The sequence below is a fragment of the Kitasatospora sp. NPDC087315 genome (assembly GCF_044744345.1).
Lineage (GTDB): Bacteria > Actinomycetota > Actinomycetes > Streptomycetales > Streptomycetaceae > Kitasatospora.
Genome location: NZ_JBIUYD010000007.1, coordinates 1 through 16,955 on the forward strand (window position 1 = coordinate 1; position 16,955 = coordinate 16,955).

Consider the following 16,955-nt stretch of genomic DNA (forward strand, 5'->3'; position numbering starts at 1 on the left):
CGCCCGCTCCCGGACCTCACTGGGGTATGGCTTCCTCATAACGGACTCGATCCTTCCAAGAGAACGAGTCTCGGTCAAACCCGCAGCGGTTCACCCGAAGTCGTCGGCGAGGGCTTGTACGAGCTTGGCGCCGACGCCCTGTCGGCGATAGGAGTCCGCTACCCAGATCAGGTCGATGAGCGGGCGCAGAGTGTCGTCCTCGTCGCCGTACCCTGATCTGTCGGTCAGGTCCCAGCGGATGTGCTGGCTGGTGTCGCGGGCGGCAAGGTAACCGATGACGTGCTCGTTGGCCTTCAGCAGGTACGCCCGTACCTTGTCCGGGGTTTTCCTGGGCTCAGCAAGGTCGGACCACGAGTTGAAGTCGTAGTGGTTCTCCTTTTGCGGCATCCGCCCCACCTGGTGGGTCAGCTTCCGCCAAGCGATCGGCGATTCCGTCGTTACGACGGCCAAGTCGGCCCACCAATCCAGGTTCCTTGGTGCCCGGACGCCGAACGCCCATGCTGCATGGTGAGAGGTGTGTCCCTTGTCGCTGTCCGAGTCACGCTGCAGGCTAATGCCGCAGGGGCACTTGCCACCGCTGGGGGTCTCCACACGGCGGAACTGGACGGGAACGGCGCCGTAACTGAGATTCCGATCTCCGCCGCCTACCCATGGCCGGGCTGTCGTGCCGTCCTGCTCGATGAACCCGGTCCATCGATCCACCCAGCCGGGGTGCTGCTCGGGAAACAGCTCCCGCTTTAGCTTCTCGAACGCAGGCAGTGTTGGGCGAACCCAGACACTGCCTGCGGTCGCCCGGCCGTTGAGGCGTACTCCGTGCCGCTTGGCTCTGCCACGCAGGAAGTGCAGAAAGACGCTCGGTGGTGCGGAAAAGTCGACTCCGCGGACCAGTTCCCGTTCGCCAGGTGCAAGCCAGTCCTCGATAGGGAGTGTCAGTTGGTCAGCGAGGGCGTGAAGTCCGCTGTAATCGTGGTCGAGCTCAGCGCTGCGCAACGCTTCCACTGCCGCGCCGACCCGAGCAAAGGGAACAGGCAGACCGACCAAGCTTGGCCCGATGCCGCATGAGAGGGCGCCCCGATACCCGTCGCACCAGATGTGATCGACAGACGTGTGTTGCGCCCTGGTGACGGCCTCGGTGTAGGCGGCAGGCAGATCTGGGGAGTCTCCCCGCCGGGTCAAGGCGTCGACGTGCCCATCTCGGTCCAGTTCGACCAGGGCGTACCAACGGTGAGCCCAGACATTGATCTTCCGAGAGCTGGGGCCATGTCGATCGGGGTCGAGGTAGATCGTCCGCTCAGTCATGCGCTCTGCTCCTCGTCAGGTACTCCCGCACTCAGCTGCACATCGGGATGGGGCCTGCCGCGCTCGTCGGTGATTGTGGCGTGTGAAGCTGGCAGGACCTCGACGCGAAGCATGGGCCAGGGCGTGCCATCCTGACCTGAGCCATCGGTCAGGAGCATGTGGCGCACGAGGGCGCCCACCAGAAAGCTGCGCTCGGCGAGCTTGCTCAGGTAGCTCTGCAATGCCTTCTCGGCGTCGCGGTTCTCACGCACGCCGGTCAGATCGGATGCAATGTCGCAGTAGTCCTGGACCAAGCCCAGGAACTCCAAGATGAGGTCCTCGTCCTCTTCGGGGAGACGGTCTGGCAGCGCGTACTCGAAGGTCATGCTCGGCTTGATCATGTTCCACAGCGGGTTTCCGCGTGTGATCAGCTTCAGCCTCCGGGGCTGAGGGAAGGCAGGGTCGGGCACCAGCCTCAGCTGGCCTGGCGTGGCCTCGCCGAGCGAGCGCGTCCACGCGGCGTGCTTGGCCTTGATCTCGCGCAGGAGATCCACCGTGAAGTGGCCTGGCTGGTCATCTACCTGCTTGTGATGCTTGCTGCACAGCAGGACCAGGTTCGTATGGTTGTCGATGGACGCGTCGTCGAGAGCACCAGCTCTCGGTCCCCCCTTCGAGCGGGCGACTATATGGGCCTCCTCGCCGAAGACCGAGGGGTCGTCCCAGTCAGTTTCAGGCGTCACCACCTGCACCCGGCAGATCGCGCACCTGCCGCCTGCTTCACCCCAGATGATCTTCCGGGTCTTTTCGGACACGGCCATGGACAGCACCCTGCCAGAGGATCGGTCCCCAGCGGGTGGGAATGCGATGGGTCGGCCAGAGAGCCTGCGGGTGCGGGTGTGCCTATTCGTCGTGGCCGTGAGCCTGCCGGTGGTGGCGGAAGTACTCCGCTCTCTCCGGGATGGCCGCTGGGCATCGCCGGCCCACGAGGCGTCCGGCTGCGGCGGCAACAGCACTTCCCTCGTCTGTGAGGCGGCTTCGGATGACGCCCTCGGAGTCAACGAAGATGTCGCCGAGCTCGAACATCTGGTCGCAGCCGAACGCGCAGGCCAGCATTCCGATTGCGAGATCGCGCCGTTCGCCCTCGCTTGCCTCGGCCCGGCGTTTGATATGCGCGGCGCGGAGGTAGGCCGCTGGATAGGTCTCCCCGCACAGTGCGCATGGGGCAGCCGTGCGGTTGTTGAGCAGCCACCGGCGCAGCTGAGGTTGCTCCCGGCGGGCGCTACCCAGTCGAGCGGTGTCGGTAGGCCCTTCCAACAGGTGAGTCGGGAAGGTCAGCGACCACGGCTCAGCCGCCTCGGTGGAACTGCCAGCGCCCAATTCCGCGGGCAGGATGAAGTGCAATGCTCTCGCGGAGGGGCAGACCTCCGGCGCAGGATCCGGGAGCCGGTCGCGACCGCGCGAGATGAAGGCATGGGAGTCGCTGATCCGGTGGACGATCCGGACCAGGATCTGGGCGTCGTCCGCGGCGTCGGCGCCTGGTGTGAACATCGCTAGGTCGTCGGTACTTTCGCCGCTTCGCCAGATCGCCTCGGTCACCTGTAGGTCGATCCACTGTGATCCCAGCCACCACTCCTTGCGTGGCTTCTTGGACCCGGTTGACGTGAGCGCGAGCTCAGCCTCCAGGGCGAGCACCGGGTACTGGCCCCAGACGATGATGTGCTCGCCCTCCACTGTCTTGGTCGCGAGCCGAGCAAGCTCTGGGAGGACGTGCAGGAGCGGTTGGGCGTCGGTTGGATGGTGGTCGGCCGGACAAGACTGGCCGGGTTCTGTGCGGATGAGGAAGTGCTCGTTGACCAGGTCGAACAGGGAGTACACCGCGATCTCGGAGAGCCGGCCGCAGCATGGGGTTGCGCGAACGGTTAGTACCAGGGGATGGCCAGTTTGGTAGGGCCTTCCCTTTGCCCGGATGAGGCGCCCGTTGAGTGCACGGTTCTCCACCAGGCCTGCGCGGAATTTGCTGCGGGCGACCATCTCCTTGATGTCGAGGGCGGTCATCGTCCGCGCCATCTCGTCGTCTCGATCGACGTGGCGTTCGCCATGCTGTGACTCGGCCGGTTCGAGACCGGCCAGGGAATAGGCGGGCCGGTATGTGCAGCCGTGAACACCTGGGCTGGTCAGCCACGCGCTGGGTTGGCGCGAGTGTGGGATGCGCAGGCCGAGGGCGGGTAGATCGTCCGCTGGCAACAGATGTGCTGGGCGATCGGCCTCCGAGTACCGCGGGAGGTCGAGGAACGCGCGGTCGGCTGGTAGGTAGTGCGGAGCCACTAGGCAACCGTATCGGTCCGTGTGCGGCGGCAACTGCAACCAAAACTGCAACCACGACACGAAGAAGGCCCCGACCGGGTTCCCGGTCGGGGCCTTCAACTGCCTTGCCAGGCAAAGGCGGAGGATACGAGATTCGAACTCGTGAGGGGTTGCCCCCAACACGCTTTCCAAGCGTGCGCCCTAGGCCTCTAGGCGAATCCTCCGTGGGAGAGCTTAGTACATGTTCAGGGGTGGTTGCGACCACGCATGTGGAGGGTGAGCGGGGGGTGGTGCCTGCGGATCGGTGAAGGGGGTGGGTGGTGGAGGTGGGGGGTCGGGATCCGGTACTGTGGGTGTCAGCCCCTCGTGTGGCGTTATCTCTCTGAACCCCCCCAGGGCCGGAAGGCAGCAAGGGTAGGAGGGCTCTGGCGGGTGCGCGGGGGGTCTTTGCGTTCCCGGGGCCGGGAGGCGAGGGGCGACGCGTTTGTCGGTCCGTCCCGATATCGTCGGGGGTGTGTCCCTAGCCCTGTACCGCCGCTATCGCCCCGAGACCTTTGCGGAGGTCATCGGTCAGGAGCACGTGACCGCTCCGCTCCAGCAGGCCCTGCGTAACAACAGGGTCAACCACGCCTATCTGTTCAGCGGCCCGCGCGGCTGCGGCAAGACGACGAGTGCGCGCATCCTGGCCCGCTGTCTGAACTGCGAGCAGGGGCCGACGCCGACGCCGTGCGGTGAGTGCCAGTCCTGCCGGGACCTGGCGACGGGTGGGCCCGGATCGATCGACGTGATCGAGATCGACGCGGCCTCGCACGGTGGTGTGGACGACGCCCGTGAGCTGCGGGAGCGGGCGTTCTTCGCGCCGGTGCACAGCCGGTACAAGATCTTCATTCTGGACGAGGCGCACATGGTGACCTCGGCCGGCTTCAACGCGCTGCTGAAGGTGGTGGAGGAGCCGCCGGAGCACCTCAAGTTCATCTTCGCGACCACGGAGCCGGAGAAGGTGATCGGGACGATCCGCTCCCGGACGCACCACTATCCGTTCCGGCTGGTGCCGCCCGGCACGCTGCGTGACTACCTGGCGGAGGTCTGCGGCCGGGAGGGCATCCAGGTCGAGGACACCGTCTTTCCGCTGGTGGTCCGGGCCGGGGCCGGGTCGGTGCGTGACTCGATGTCGGTGATGGACCAACTGCTCGCGGGTGCCGACGAGGCCGGGGTGACGTACCCGATGGCCACCGCACTGCTCGGCTACACGGACTCGGCGCTGCTGGACGAGGTGGTGGACGCCTTCGCCGCGCAGGACGGGGCGACGGTGTTCCAGGTCATCGACCGGGTGGTCGAGGGCGGGCACGATCCGCGCAGGTTCGTCACGGACCTGCTGGAGCGGCTCCGGGACCTGGTGATCCTGGCCACCGTGCCGGACGCCGGGGAGAAGGGGTTGATCGACGCCCCGGCGGACCGGGTCGCGATCATGCAGGCGCAGGCGGACGCGTTCGGCGCCGCCGAACTGAGCCGGGCGGCGGACATCGTCAACACCGGGCTGACCGAGATGAGGGGGAACGCGGCGCCCCGGCTCCAGCTGGAGCTGATCTGCGCCCGTGTGATGCTGCCGGGTGCGTACAGCGACGAGCTGTCGCTGCAGGCGCGGCTGGACAAGCTGGAGCGGCGGGCGGCGGCCGGGGGATTCGCGGCAGCGGCGCCAGTGGTGGGCATGACGGGGGCCCCAGGAGCGGTGGCCGCGCCCGTGGTGGCAGCGGCTCCGATGGCAGCGGCTCCCGCGGTGGAGGCGCCGCCGGTTGTGGCGGCCCCCGCGCCCGTGGTTCCGCCGGTGCCGCAGGCGCCGCCCGCGCAGCCGGCCCCGGCCGCGCCCGCGCCGGGTGCCTGGCCGATTCCGCGCAGCTTCCCGCCGGCGGGCGGAGCCCCGGCGGCCGCTCCGGCGCCCGTACCCACGCCCGCCCAGACGCCCCAGCCGCAGGCAGCCCCGGCTCCGGCCGTGGCCGCCGTTCCGGCTTCCGCCGCCGGCGGGCAGCCTTCCGCGGCCGCCCAGCAGGGTGCCGGGCAGGTCCGGCAGCTCTGGCCGCAGATTCTGGAGGCGGTGAAGAACCGCCGTCGCTTCACCTGGATCCTGCTCAGCCAGAACGGCCAGGTGGCCGGGTTCGACGGCAGCGTGCTCCAGGTGTCCTTCATCAACGCGGGCGCCCGGGACAGCTTCGTCAGCAGCAACAGCGACGACGTGCTGCGGCAGGCGCTGACCGACGCGCTGGGTGTGGACTGGCGGATCGAGTGCATCGTCGACCCGTCCGGTGGGGTCGGCGGAGCCGGTGGCGGCGCCGCGGGCGGCCTCGCCGGTGGTACCGGTGGTGGTGGCGGTGGTGGCTGGGGTGCCCCGCAGGCGGCGCGTCCCGCCGCGCCCGCGCCCCAGATGCAGGCCCCCGCCATGCAGGCCCCCGATCCGGCCCCCGTGTCGGCCCCCGCGCCCACGCCGGTCCCGGCCGCTCCGGCGCCCGCGCCCGTACAGGCGCCGCCGCCGGCCATGGCCCCCGCGCGGCCGGTGCGGTCGGTGGCGCCGGAGGACGACATCCCGGAGGAGGACGACCCGGACCTCAACGAGGAGGCGTTCTCGGGCCAGGAGCTGATCATCCGCGAGCTGGGTGCGACCGTCCTGGAGGAGATCCGCCACACCGGGAACTGACCACCACACCGCCCACCGCGCCACCGACGGGCGGCCGTACGCGGTCGGCCCGGGCAGCACGTAGGCTCGGTTCGACGACGCGAGCGAGACAACGCGAACACAGAACGCAAGGGAGTGAGCCGTGTTCCCCGGTGGTGGTCAGCCCAACATGCAGCAGCTGCTGAAGCAGGCGCAGAAGATGCAGGAGGAACTCGCCCGGGCCCAGCAGGAGCTGGCCGAGGCGAAGGTGAACGGTACGGCGGGCGGTGGCCTGGTCGAGGCCACCGTGACGGGCGCCGGTGAGCTGGTCGCGCTGACCATCGCCCCGGCCGCCGTCGACCCGGAGGACACCGAGACGCTGGCCGACCTGATCCTCGCGGCCGTCCGGGACGCGAACCAGACGGCGCAGAAGATGCAGTCCGAGCGGATGGGCCCGCTGACCCAGGGCCTGGGCGGGGGAAGCATCCCCGGGCTGCCGTTCTGACCTGCCGACCGGAGAGAACCCGCAGGGTCTGAGAAGGTCCGCAGAGCCCCGCAGGGCCCACACAGGGCCCCACAGAGCCCCGCAGCAGCCTCACCGAGGCCTGCGGGGCTCGAAGTAGCGTGAAGTAGCGCTCCGAAGTTCTGAAGTTCAGACAACGGACCTGTGTGATTTATGCGGGAGTCGGGCGTCGGCCGGTGTGTCCGACGCCCGATTCGTTGGATGATGGCACCGGAGCACCACCAACCAGGAGCACCACCATCCACACCTGAGGGAAGGCGCGACGTTGTACGAGGGCGTGGTTCAGGACCTGATCGACGAACTGGGCAGGCTGCCCGGCGTCGGGCCCAAGAGCGCGCAGCGGATCGCCTTCCACATCCTGCAGGCCGACCCGACCGACGTCCGCCGGCTGGCGCACGCGCTGCTGGAGGTCAAGGACAAGGTCCGGTTCTGCGTGGTCTGCGGCAATGTCGCGGAGGCCGAGCAGTGCCGGGTCTGTCTGGACCCGCGCCGCGACCTCGCGGTGATCTGCGTGGTCGAGGAGTCCAAGGACGTCGTCGCGATCGAACGCACCCGGGAGTTCCGCGGCCGCTACCACGTGCTGGGCGGCGCGATCAGCCCGATCGAGGGCGTCGGTCCGGACGATCTGCGGATCCGCGAGCTGCTGTCACGCCTCGCGGACGGCACGGTCACCGAGCTGATCCTGGCCACCGACCCCAACCTGGAGGGGGAGGCGACCGCCACCTATCTGGCCCGGCTCTGCAAACCGATGGGCCTGAAGGTGACCCGGCTGGCGAGCGGTCTGCCCGTCGGCGGGGATCTGGAGTACGCGGACGAAGTCACCCTCGGCCGCGCCTTCGAAGGGAGACGACTGCTCGATGTCTGACCGGACGATCAACCCGCAGCCCCACGCGCCCCACCAGCAGTCCCACGGGCAGCAGCACCAGAACGGGCAGCACCACGCCGCGGAGCAGCAGCACACTCCGCACATCCACGCGCACGGCTCGGAGCCGGACGACCTCGCGGTGCAGATCGCGGACTCGGTGGAGAGCTTCGTGCTCGCCGTCACCGAGGTGGCCAAGGGCGACGAGCCCGGCAGCGCGGTCTCGCTGCTCCTCCTGGAGGTCTCGCAGCTGCTGCTGGCCGGCGGCCGGCTCGGCGCGATCGAGGACGTCGTCCCGGAGGACCGGTTCGAGCCCGATGCCGGGCCGGAGCCGGACGGTGAGCAGCTGCGCGAGCGGCTGGCCGACCTGCTCGCGCCGATCGACGTCTACCACGAGGTCTTCGACCCGTACGGGCCGCCGGAGAAGCCGAACGCCTTCCGGATCTCGGACGACCTGGCCGGCGTGGTCAGCGAGCTCCAGCACGGGCTGACCCACTACCGCGAGGGCCGGGTCAGCGAGGCGCTCTGGTGGTGGCAGTTCTCGTACCTCTCCAACTGGGGCACGACCTGCTCGGCGGTGCTCCGGGCGCTGCAGTCGCTGATCGCGCACGTCCGGCTGGACAGTCCGATCGGGGCGGTGCCGGACGGTGCGGACACCGACGACGACGGGCTGACCGACGAGCAGCTGGAACAGCAGGCCGGCGATCTGATGGCGGCCGAACTGGGGCTCGGGCGGTAGACGGCGCAGGTCCGGACGGCGCGGGCCCGGAGAGTGCGGGCCCGGAGAGTGCGGGCCCCGGAGAAAACAGGCCCGGAGAAAACGGCCCCGGACAAAGCGGTGGAAGCCCGGCCGAAACGCCCGGGAACCCGGACGGGGCGACGGAAACGCGGATTGTGACGCAAGCCTCACGGTTCCCGGCCCCCGGCGAAAACCGGGGGCCACCGCCCATTCGCCCGCCGATTCTTCGGGGCCGCGCCGGATCCCCCGCAGACCTGCCGGTCGGACCGCCCCGCACGGCGCCCACCTGCTGAAACATACGTCTCACCATATGGAAAGCGCCGGTCGCGGCACCCCTGCTCGGTAGACTGGCGCGGACCGCACAACCCCCTCCCCCCGGGGGTGCGGGGGCCCAGAGCCCCCGGAAACGACACAAGTCGAGGAGCGCACGTGGGCCTTGTCGTGCAGAAGTACGGCGGCTCATCCGTTGCGGATGCCGAGGGCATCAAGCGCGTGGCCCGTCGAATCGTCGATACCAAGAAGGCCGGCCATGAGGTCGTCGTCGTGGTGTCCGCGATGGGCGACACGACGGACGAGCTCATCGAACTCGCGGAGCAGGTGTCACCTCTCCCCGCCGGCCGCGAGTTCGACATGCTGCTGACCGCTGGAGAGCGCATCTCCATGGCCCTGCTGGCCATGGCGATCAAATCCCTGGGTCACGAGGCCCAGTCCTTCACGGGCAGCCAGGCCGGTGTCATCACCGACTCCGTCCACAACAAGGCGCGCATCATCGACGTGACGCCGGGCCGCATCCGCACCGCCCTGGACGAGGGCAACATCGCGATCGTGGCCGGTTTCCAGGGTGTCTCGCAGTCGAGCAAGGACATCACCACGCTCGGCCGCGGCGGCTCGGACACCACCGCCGTCGCTCTCGCCGCGGCCCTCAGGGCCGAGGTCTGCGAGATCTACACCGACGTGGACGGCGTGTTCACCGCCGACCCGCGCGTGGTGAAGAAGGCCCGCAAGATCGACTGGATCGCGTACGAGGACATGCTGGAGCTGGCGTCGTCCGGTTCCAAGGTGCTGCTCGACCGCTGCGTGGAGTACGCGCGCCGCTACAACATCCCGATTCACGTACGCTCGTCCTTCTCGGGCCTTCCCGGGACGATCGTCAGCAACGACAACCCGAACCAGCCCGAAGGGGGCGAGATGGAGCAGGCCATCATCTCCGGAGTCGCCCACGACACTTCGGAGGCCAAGGTCACCGTCGTCGGCGTGCCGGACAAGCCGGGCGAGGCGGCGCGCATCTTCCGCGCCATCGCGGACGCCGAGGTCAACATCGACATGGTGGTGCAGAACGTCTCCGCCGCGTCGACCGGGCTGACCGACATCTCCTTCACCCTGCCGAAGGCCGAGGGCCAGAAGGCCATCGACGCGCTGGGCCGGGTCAAGGAGGGCATCGGCTACGAGTCGCTGCGCTACGACGACGCGATCGGCAAGATCTCCCTGGTCGGCGCCGGTATGCGCTCCAACCCGGGCGTCACCGCGACCTTCTTCGAGGCGCTCTCCGAGGCCGGCGTCAACATCGAGCTGATCTCCACCTCGGAGATCCGCATCTCGGTGGTCACCCGGGCCGACGACGTCAACGAGGCCGTGCGCGCCGTCCACAGCGCCTTCGGGCTGGACAGCGACTCGGACGAGGCGGTCGTCTACGGAGGCACCGGGCGATGACCCGGCGGCCGAACCTCGCCGTCGTCGGCGCCACCGGCGCGGTCGGCGAGGTGCTGCTCGGCCTGCTCTCCCTCCGCCACGACATCTGGGGCGAGATCCGTCTCGTCGCCTCCCCGCGCTCGGCCGGCCGCAAGCTGACCGTGCGCGGGGAGCCCGTCGAGGTGCTGGCGCTGGCGGAGGAGGTCTTCGACGGGATCGACGTCGCGCTGTTCGACGTCCCCGACGAGGTCTCCGCCCAGTGGGCGCCCATCGCGGCCGCCAAGGGCGTCGTGGTGGTGGACAACTCCGGCGCGTTCCGGATGGACGAGGACGTCCCGCTGGTCGTCCCCGAGGTGAACGCGGCCGCGCTGCGGATCCGTTCGCGCGGCATCGTCGCCAGCCCCAACTGCACCACGCTCGCGATGATCGCGGCGATCGGCGCGCTGCACGCCGAGTACGGGCTCAGCGCCCTGATGGTCGCCACCTACCAGGCGGCCTCCGGCGAGGGCCGGACCGGTGTGGACACCTTGCGCGAGCAGGTCGCGCTGGTCGCGGGCACCGAGGTCGGCGAGCAGACCGGCGACCTGCGCGCGGTGATCGCCGACCACGGGCCGTTCGCGGCGCCGCTGGCGCTCAACGCGGTGCCGTGGGCGGGTTCGCTGATGGACGGCGGCTGGTCGTCCGACGAACTGAAGGTCCGCAACGAGTCGCGCAAGATCCTCGGCCTGCCGGCCCTGCGGGTCTCGGCGACCTGCGTCCGCATCCCGGTGGTCCGCACCCATGCGCTGGTCGTGCACGCGGTCTTCGAACGCGAGGTCACCCAGGAGCACGCGCAGGAGATCCTCCGGGACGCCCCCGGCGTGGTGCTGTACGACGACCCGGCGGCGGGGGAGTACCCCACGCCGAACGATGTCGTCGGGACGGACCCGGTCTGGGTCGGACGGGTGCGGCGGGCGCTGGACGACCCGGCGGCACTGGACCTCTTCCTCTGCGGCGACAACCTGCGCAAGGGCGCGGCGCTCAACGCCGTCCAGATCGCCGAACTGGTCGTGGGCGAGCTGTCCGGCTGAGGGGCCGACAGACCCTGCTCCGCATTCCTGCCAGGAATCCCCCTCGGATCCCCTGGAGGGGGATTCGGCCATGCGCGAGAATGTCTCGCGGGCTGGGCAACCATGACAGGGGATCGAGTGTCCAACGGGCGTGGCGAACGTGATGGTGGGGGCAGGGGCGGGCATCTCGACGACGGTCGCGGTGACGTTCTCGCCGCGCGCCCAGTGGCCTGCGGATAGGCCGGAAGACAGCCAGATGACGGCGGTCGCACCCGGCGCGGCGGACTCCGGCGCGGACACCGACGCGGGTACCAGCGAGGACCTGCTCACCGAGACCTATCAGGCCCACTACCGCTCGCTGTTGCGGTTGGCCGCGCTGCTTCTTGACGACCTCTCGACCTGCGAGGACGTGGTGCAGGAGGCGTTCATCCGGGTGCACTCGGCCCGGCGGAGAGTGCGCGAGCCCGAGAAGACGCTCGCCTATCTGCGGCAGACCGTGGTGAACCTGTCCCGCTCCACGCTGCGTCGCCGCATCCTCGGTCTGCGGCTGCTGCCAAAGCCCATGCCTGACATGGCCAGTGCAGAAGAAGGCGCCTACGATGCGCTGGAGCGCGATCAGTTGAAGGCCGCGCTGCGGGGTCTGCAACGCCGTCAGCGGGAGGTTCTGGTGCTGCGTTACTTCGTGGACATGACGGAGGCGCAGGTCGCGGAGACCCTGGGCATCTCGCTCGGCTCGGTGAAGGCGTACGGCTCGCGTGGACTCGCCGCGCTGCGGGTCCAGATGGAGGCCGGGAATGGCTGAGGACCGGACCGACGCCCACGGCCCGGGCGGCGTACCGGGCGGCAGCGGCGTACGAGACGGCAACGGCGCACCGGGCGGGAGCGGCGCACGCGGTTCGGGTGGCGCACGGAGCACGCGGGACACCCGGGCCGCGCAGGACGCGTCGGTCGCATGGGACGTACGGGCCACGCGGGCCGCACGGGACACCGGCGAGCAGGACCGCGACCTGGACGGGCTGAACGCCGAGGAGCTGCTGGTCCGTTCGCTGATGCAGCGGGCGGTGGCCGAGGTCCAGCCCGACCCAGCCGGCCTGCCCCGGATCCGCCGTGCGGTGCCCCGCCGCCGGGCCGCCCGCCGGGGGGCCCTGACCGGGGCCGCCGCGCTGGTGGCCGCGGTGGCCATCGTGCTGCCCGCCCTGCGCTCCGGCGAGCGCCTCGACCTCTCCAGCGGCCCCGGCTCGCCCAGTGCCCACAGCGGTGCGGCCCCGGCGTCCGCGGGCGCCACGGCCGGCGCCGACTCCGCCGGGCCGGGCCGGCTGCCGCACCCCGACGCCGACGGGCCCGGCGACCAGGGCCGGCCGTCCGGATCCGCCACCGTCCCGCCCAGCCCCGGCGCGAGCAAGGCCGGAGCGGGGGCCGGAGCGTCCAGCCCGGCCCCGGCGCCCAGCACCGGCGACCCGCTGGTCCCGCTCTGCACCAGGGCGGATCTCGGCCGCGGGACCTCGACGGTCGGCGCGGCCGACGGCGGAGGGAAGATCTACGGGCACTTCAGCGTGTTCAACACCTCCGCGCGCAGCTGCCGGCTCGGCGGTCCGGGCTCGGTGGCGGTCACCGCCGCATCCGGGACGGACCAGAGCCGGATCCGGGTGGCCGACCACACGGCGGGCGACCCGGCGACCGGGCTGCCCGCCCCGGACGCGGCCGCGGGGACGGGCGCCGCGAACGGGTCCGCCGCGAACGGGGGCGGCCAGGGCCTGGTGCTCGCACCGCAGTCCGGGTACCGGGTGGACTTCGGCTGGGTGCCGGACACCGGCTGCCCGGTGCCGGGCGGGGCATCGCCCAGCGCGCCCGCCGCCCCGGGTGGCTCGGGCACCTCGGGCACGGGCTCGGGCTCGGGTACCTCGGGCTCGGGCACCTTGGCGGGGTCGCAGCCCGACGGATTGGGCGGTACCGGCGGCGCCCCTGAGGTCGGCGCCTCGGGGGCACCGAGCGTGCCTCCCCCGGTGTCCGCCTCGCCGACGGCCGGGCCGACCTCGGCCCCCAGCCCCACGGCCACCGCCACCACCGCCCCGCCGCCCGCCGTCACCCTCGCCCACACCCCGGCCCCGGGCGGCCCGGTCGCCGCCGCGGCCGTCCTTCCGGGCGCCTGCGCGGGCACGGTCTACCGGACGGCGCCCCAGGCCCTGCAGGCGCTGAGCGCACAGCCGAGCGCCTCGCCGTCGGCGGGGTGAGGCCGGGGTGAGGCCGGAGTGAGGCCGGAGTGAGGCCGGGCTGAACCCGCGCCGGTCCTGCGCCGGGCCAGGCGGGTGCGGGCCGGACGGTGCGGGCCGGACGGTGCCCGGGAAGTCGGCCCGGCCGACTTTCCACTCCCGTCGGCGGACGCCCCGGTGGACGCCCCGGCAGCGGTTCCCGATGTTCGGGAGGCGCGGCGCGGCACCCCTGTGGTCGGGAGAGGTGTGAGGAGTGGTTACCGTGGGGGGTGTGTACCGGTTCCTCCTGACCCCGCGCTGGCTGAGTGGCACCGCGCTGGCCGTGACGGCCGTGGCGGTGTGTCTCTGGCTCGGCTCCTGGCAGCTCGGGCGGTTCGAGGACAAGGTCTCCTCGCACAAGGAGATCAGCCGGGCGGTCGACGACGCCGGCGTGGCCAAGCCGCTGGACGAACTGCTGGACGCCGCCCGGCCGCAGGTCACCACCGACACCGTCGGCCGAGCCGTCACGGTGACCGGCACCTTTGACGAGGAGCACCAACTCCTGGTGCCCAACCGGGTGGTGGACGGCAAGCAGGGCTATTACGTGCTCACCCCGCTGCGCACCGGCGACGGCCGGGCCGTCGCCGTCGTACGGGGCTGGGCACCGGGCACGCCCGCCGAGGGCGCGTCCGCCGCCGCCGTACCGCCCGTCGGCGAGGTGACGGTGACCGGGCGCCTGCAGGCCGGGGAGAGCAGCGGCAGCGGTGGCGCGGTGGCGGGCGGTCTCCCGTCCGGCCAGCTCGGCACGATCAACCGGGCCGCGCTCGTCAACGTGCTGTCCTACGACGGCTGGTACGACGGCTGGGTGTCCGCGGACGCCGTGCCGGCCGGGCTGAGCACGGTGCCGACGGTGCAGCCGCAGGGCGGCAACGGGCTCACCCTGCGCGCGTTCCAGAACCTGGGCTACACCCTGGAGTGGTTCGTCTTCGGCGGCTTCGTGGTCTTCATGTGGTTCCGCCTGGTGCGCCGCGAGGCCGAGGCCGAGCAGGACCGGGCCCTCGGGCTGGACCCGGTCCTGGAGTAGCGCCGCCAGACCCGGCTCAACTCAGCTCGGCGGCTCGGCTCGGCTCAGCGGGACGGCTTCGCGGGTGGTACGACCGGCTTGGACGGCGCGCCCGGCAGGGACGGCGCCGGGACCGGTGACTGCGACGGCGGCGTCAGGGCCGGCGACGGTGACTGGGTCGGTGGTGCCTGCTGGCCGCACCGGCTGCCGCTGCCGCCGCCGTGGTTGTCGTCCGAGTCGTAGTGGTCGGTGTGGTGGCGCGTGGTGCGCCCGCCCTTGGACCCCTTGGACCCCTTCGAGCCGGAGGAGGACCCCTTCGACCCGGACGAGCCCTTGGCGAGCAGCACCGTCCCACCGTCCTCCCCGGCCGCGACCTCCGTCGTACGGAAGGCCGCCCGCACGACCGTGCCCCCCTCCTCCGCCACGGCCGCGGCCGTGGCGGAGGCCGTCGCCGCCGCAGTCGCCCGAGCCGAGGCCGAAGCCGTCGACTGCGGCGCGGCGGGCGGCGGACAGTCCGCCGAACTGCTGCTGTCCTGACCCGAGCAGCCGGTGAGCACGAGCGCCCCGGCCACCCCCACCCCCATGAGCGTCAGCAGACGTCTCACCCGTTCCCCCCGTCGGCCGCCCCGGCCTGGTCCTGATCCTGGTCCTGTCCGCCTCCGGCCCCGCCGCCCGTTCCGCCGAGGTGCCGTCGCACGAAGTCGATCTCCAGCCGCAGCTGCTTGATCCGCTCCTCCACCACCAGCGAGCCGTGCCCGGCGTCGTACCGGTAGACCTCGTGCGGCCTGCCCAGCCGCTCCAGCCGCTCGACGTAGTTCTCGATCTGCCGGATCGGGCAGCGCGGGTCGTTCACCCCGGCGCTGATGTAGACCGGTACCCGCACCTGCTCCACGTACGTCAGCGGCGACGAGGCCGTCCAGCGCTCGGGCACCTCCTCCGGCGTTCCGCCGAAGAGCGTGCGGTCCAGCGACTTCAGCGCCTCCATCTCGTCGTCGTACGCCGTCAGGTAGTCCGCGACGGGCACGGCGGCGACGCCGAGCGTCCAGTTCTCCGGCTGCACGCCGATGCCGAGCAGGGTGAGGTAGCCGCCCCAGGAGCCGCCGGTGAGCACCAGCCGGGCCGGGTCGGCGAGCCCGCTGTCCACCGCCCAGGCGCGGACGGCGGCGATGTCCTCCAGCTCGATCAGGCCGACCCGCTCGCGCAGCGCGTCCGTCCAGGCCTGGCCGTAGCCGGTGGAGCCGCGGTAGTTGACCCGGACCACCGCGAAGCCGTGGTCCAGCCAGGCGGCCGGGCCGGCGGCGAAGGAGTCGCTGTCGTGGTGGGTCGGCCCGCCGTGGATGTCGAAGACGGTCGGGAACGGGCCCGTGCCGGCCGGTCGCTGCACCAGGGCGTGCACCCGCCCGCCCGGTCCGTCCACCCAGACGTCCTCGACCGGCACCGAGCCGGGCGGCACCGCGCCGGGCGCCCGCAGCACCACCGTTCCGGCGGTGGAGCGGACGGCGGACGGCTCGGCGGCGGACGACCAGAGGAACTCCACGGTGCCGTCGGGGCGGGCGGTCGCGCCGCCGACCGTGCCGCGCGGGGTGTCCAGACGGGTCAGCACCCCGTCGGTGAGGTCGTACGAGAACAGCTCGCTGCGCGCCTCGTACTCGTGCTCGACCAGCAGCGCCCGCGCGCCGGGGCGCCACTGCGCCGAGACGTCGCCGGGCAGCTCGCGCCCGTGCTCGTCGCGCAGCGGCAGCGCGGTCTCGGCGCCGGTCGCGACGTCCCAGATCATCGGCTCCCAGCGGCCGGTGCGCTGGTGGGCGACCAGCAGCCGGGTGTCGCCGTCCACCGGCGCGAAGCCGAGGCAGGCGACCCCGCGCGGGTCCTCACGGCCGGTGACCTCGTCCAGCTCGGCGACGGTCGCACCGTCGGAGAGCCGCACGACCCGGATCGCCGCGTGCATGGCGTCGCCGTGCTCGGTGTGGTCGATGGCGAGCAGGGAGCTGTCGTAGCTGAGGTCGCCGACGCCGCCGTACTCCTCGTGCCGGTAGATCTCGACCGCCTCGGCCGCGCCCGGGCGGCGCAGGTGCAGCGTGGTGCCCTGCTCGTCGGTGGAGCGGCCGACCACGACCGTGCCGTCCCGGCCGAGCGCCAGGCCCGCCGAGTACGAAGGGGCGAGGCCCGGCACGGCCTCCTCGTCGGGGCCGTCCTCGCCGCCCGGACGCCCGGCGAAGGGCTGGCGGCGCCAGATGCCGAACTCGTCGCCGTCATGGTCGTCGAACCACCACACCCAGGCTCCGTCGGGGGACAGTTCGGCGTCGGTGGTGCCGTTCGACCGGTCGGTGACCCGGCGGTGGGTGTCGGTCGCGCGGTCCCAGGCGTAGACCTCGTAGGTGCCGGTCGCGTTGGACACGTACAGTGCCCGCTCGGGGGCGTCCTCGGCCCAGTCCGGCAGTGAGACGCGTGCTGCCCTGAACCGCTGCTCCCACGCCGGTACGGCGCTCTTCTCCTCGCTCATCCGTCCATCCAACCCGATCGGGGGGAGTGAACGGAACGGGCGGGTGGGCCCGACCGGTGCCCGGCCGGGCCCGACCGCGCTCCCCGAGGACCGTGCGCTCCCCGAGGAC

At 71.6% G+C, this 16,955-nt stretch carries 14 protein-coding genes, 1 tRNA gene and 1 other RNA gene; 11 read left to right on the plus strand and 5 right to left on the minus strand.

From position 1 onward, the window contains the following. Positions 1 to 90: 90 nt before the first annotated feature. The 4 genes from ACIO5D_RS11710 to ACIO5D_RS11725 form a co-directional block, all read right to left on the minus strand. The gene (locus ACIO5D_RS11710; protein WP_400794863.1) at positions 91 to 1,299 is read right to left on the minus strand and encodes a GNAT family N-acetyltransferase; all 1,209 of its coding nucleotides are present in this window, start codon (positions 1,297 to 1,299) and stop codon (positions 91 to 93) included. Then, positions 1,296 to 2,096: an HNH endonuclease gene (locus tag ACIO5D_RS11715; RefSeq protein WP_400794865.1), complete on the minus strand. Its 801-nt coding sequence runs from the start codon at positions 2,094 to 2,096 to the stop codon at positions 1,296 to 1,298. The genes ACIO5D_RS11710 and ACIO5D_RS11715 overlap by 4 nt, the downstream gene beginning before the upstream one ends. 82 nt (positions 2,097 to 2,178) lie before the next feature. Then, a complete protein-coding gene (locus ACIO5D_RS11720; protein ID WP_400794867.1) occupies positions 2,179 to 3,603 on the minus strand; it encodes a hypothetical protein in 1,425 nt (474 codons plus the stop codon). Positions 3,604 to 3,721: 118 nt separating this feature from the next. After that, positions 3,722 to 3,806: transfer RNA gene (locus ACIO5D_RS11725), tRNA-Ser, on the minus strand. Positions 3,807 to 3,940: 134 nt separating this feature from the next. On the opposite strand from ACIO5D_RS11725, the gene ffs reads away from it, so the two are divergent. The 11 genes from ffs (at position 3,941) to ACIO5D_RS11780 (ending at position 14,880) form a co-directional block, all read left to right on the plus strand. Next, positions 3,941 to 4,031: signal recognition particle sRNA small type (gene ffs, locus ACIO5D_RS11730), an RNA gene on the plus strand. 65 nt (positions 4,032 to 4,096) lie between these two features. After that, positions 4,097 to 6,271, plus strand: a complete 2,175-nt coding sequence (locus tag ACIO5D_RS11735) for a DNA polymerase III subunit gamma and tau (protein WP_400794869.1) — start codon at positions 4,097 to 4,099, stop codon at positions 6,269 to 6,271. Positions 6,272 to 6,392: 121 nt separating this feature from the next. Continuing rightward, positions 6,393 to 6,734, plus strand: a complete 342-nt coding sequence (locus tag ACIO5D_RS11740; RefSeq protein ID WP_363604036.1) for a YbaB/EbfC family nucleoid-associated protein — start codon at positions 6,393 to 6,395, stop codon at positions 6,732 to 6,734. Between the two features lie 283 nt (positions 6,735 to 7,017). Further along, positions 7,018 to 7,617, plus strand: a complete 600-nt coding sequence (recR, locus tag ACIO5D_RS11745) for a recombination mediator RecR (protein ID WP_363604037.1) — start codon at positions 7,018 to 7,020, stop codon at positions 7,615 to 7,617. Then, the gene (locus tag ACIO5D_RS11750; protein ID WP_363604038.1) at positions 7,610 to 8,353 is read left to right on the plus strand and encodes a DUF5063 domain-containing protein; all 744 of its coding nucleotides are present in this window, start codon (positions 7,610 to 7,612) and stop codon (positions 8,351 to 8,353) included. The genes recR and ACIO5D_RS11750 overlap by 8 nt, the downstream gene beginning before the upstream one ends. Positions 8,354 to 8,782: 429 nt before the next feature. Then, positions 8,783 to 10,063, plus strand: a complete 1,281-nt coding sequence (locus ACIO5D_RS11755; protein ID WP_363604040.1) for an aspartate kinase — start codon at positions 8,783 to 8,785, stop codon at positions 10,061 to 10,063. After that, on the plus strand, positions 10,060 to 11,112 hold the full coding sequence (locus tag ACIO5D_RS11760) for an aspartate-semialdehyde dehydrogenase (RefSeq protein ID WP_400794871.1): 1,053 nt from the start codon (positions 10,060 to 10,062) through the stop codon (positions 11,110 to 11,112). The genes ACIO5D_RS11755 and ACIO5D_RS11760 overlap by 4 nt, the downstream gene beginning before the upstream one ends. A 235-nt stretch (positions 11,113 to 11,347) precedes the next feature. Continuing rightward, positions 11,348 to 11,893 carry a SigE family RNA polymerase sigma factor gene (locus ACIO5D_RS11765; protein ID WP_363604200.1) on the plus strand — a complete coding sequence of 182 codons (546 nt, stop codon included), beginning with the start codon at positions 11,348 to 11,350 and terminating at the stop codon, positions 11,891 to 11,893. Continuing rightward, on the plus strand, positions 11,886 to 13,322 hold the full coding sequence (locus tag ACIO5D_RS11770; RefSeq protein WP_400794873.1) for a hypothetical protein: 1,437 nt from the start codon (positions 11,886 to 11,888) through the stop codon (positions 13,320 to 13,322). Before ACIO5D_RS11765 ends, ACIO5D_RS11770 begins: the two co-directional genes overlap by 8 nt. Positions 13,323 to 13,572: 250 nt before the next feature. Beyond that, positions 13,573 to 14,364 carry an SURF1 family protein gene (locus ACIO5D_RS11775; RefSeq protein ID WP_363604044.1) on the plus strand — a complete coding sequence of 264 codons (792 nt, stop codon included), beginning with the start codon at positions 13,573 to 13,575 and terminating at the stop codon, positions 14,362 to 14,364. 255 nt (positions 14,365 to 14,619) lie between these two features. Beyond that, entirely contained in the window at positions 14,620 to 14,880 is a 261-nt protein-coding gene (locus ACIO5D_RS11780; RefSeq protein WP_400794875.1) for a hypothetical protein, read from the plus strand. A gap of 64 nt (positions 14,881 to 14,944) precedes the next feature. Here the strand turns inward: ACIO5D_RS11780 and ACIO5D_RS11785 are convergent, their stop codons facing one another. After that, positions 14,945 to 16,846: a S9 family peptidase gene (locus ACIO5D_RS11785; RefSeq protein ID WP_400653409.1), complete on the minus strand. Its 1,902-nt coding sequence runs from the start codon at positions 16,844 to 16,846 to the stop codon at positions 14,945 to 14,947. Positions 16,847 to 16,955: the final 109 nt, after the last annotated feature.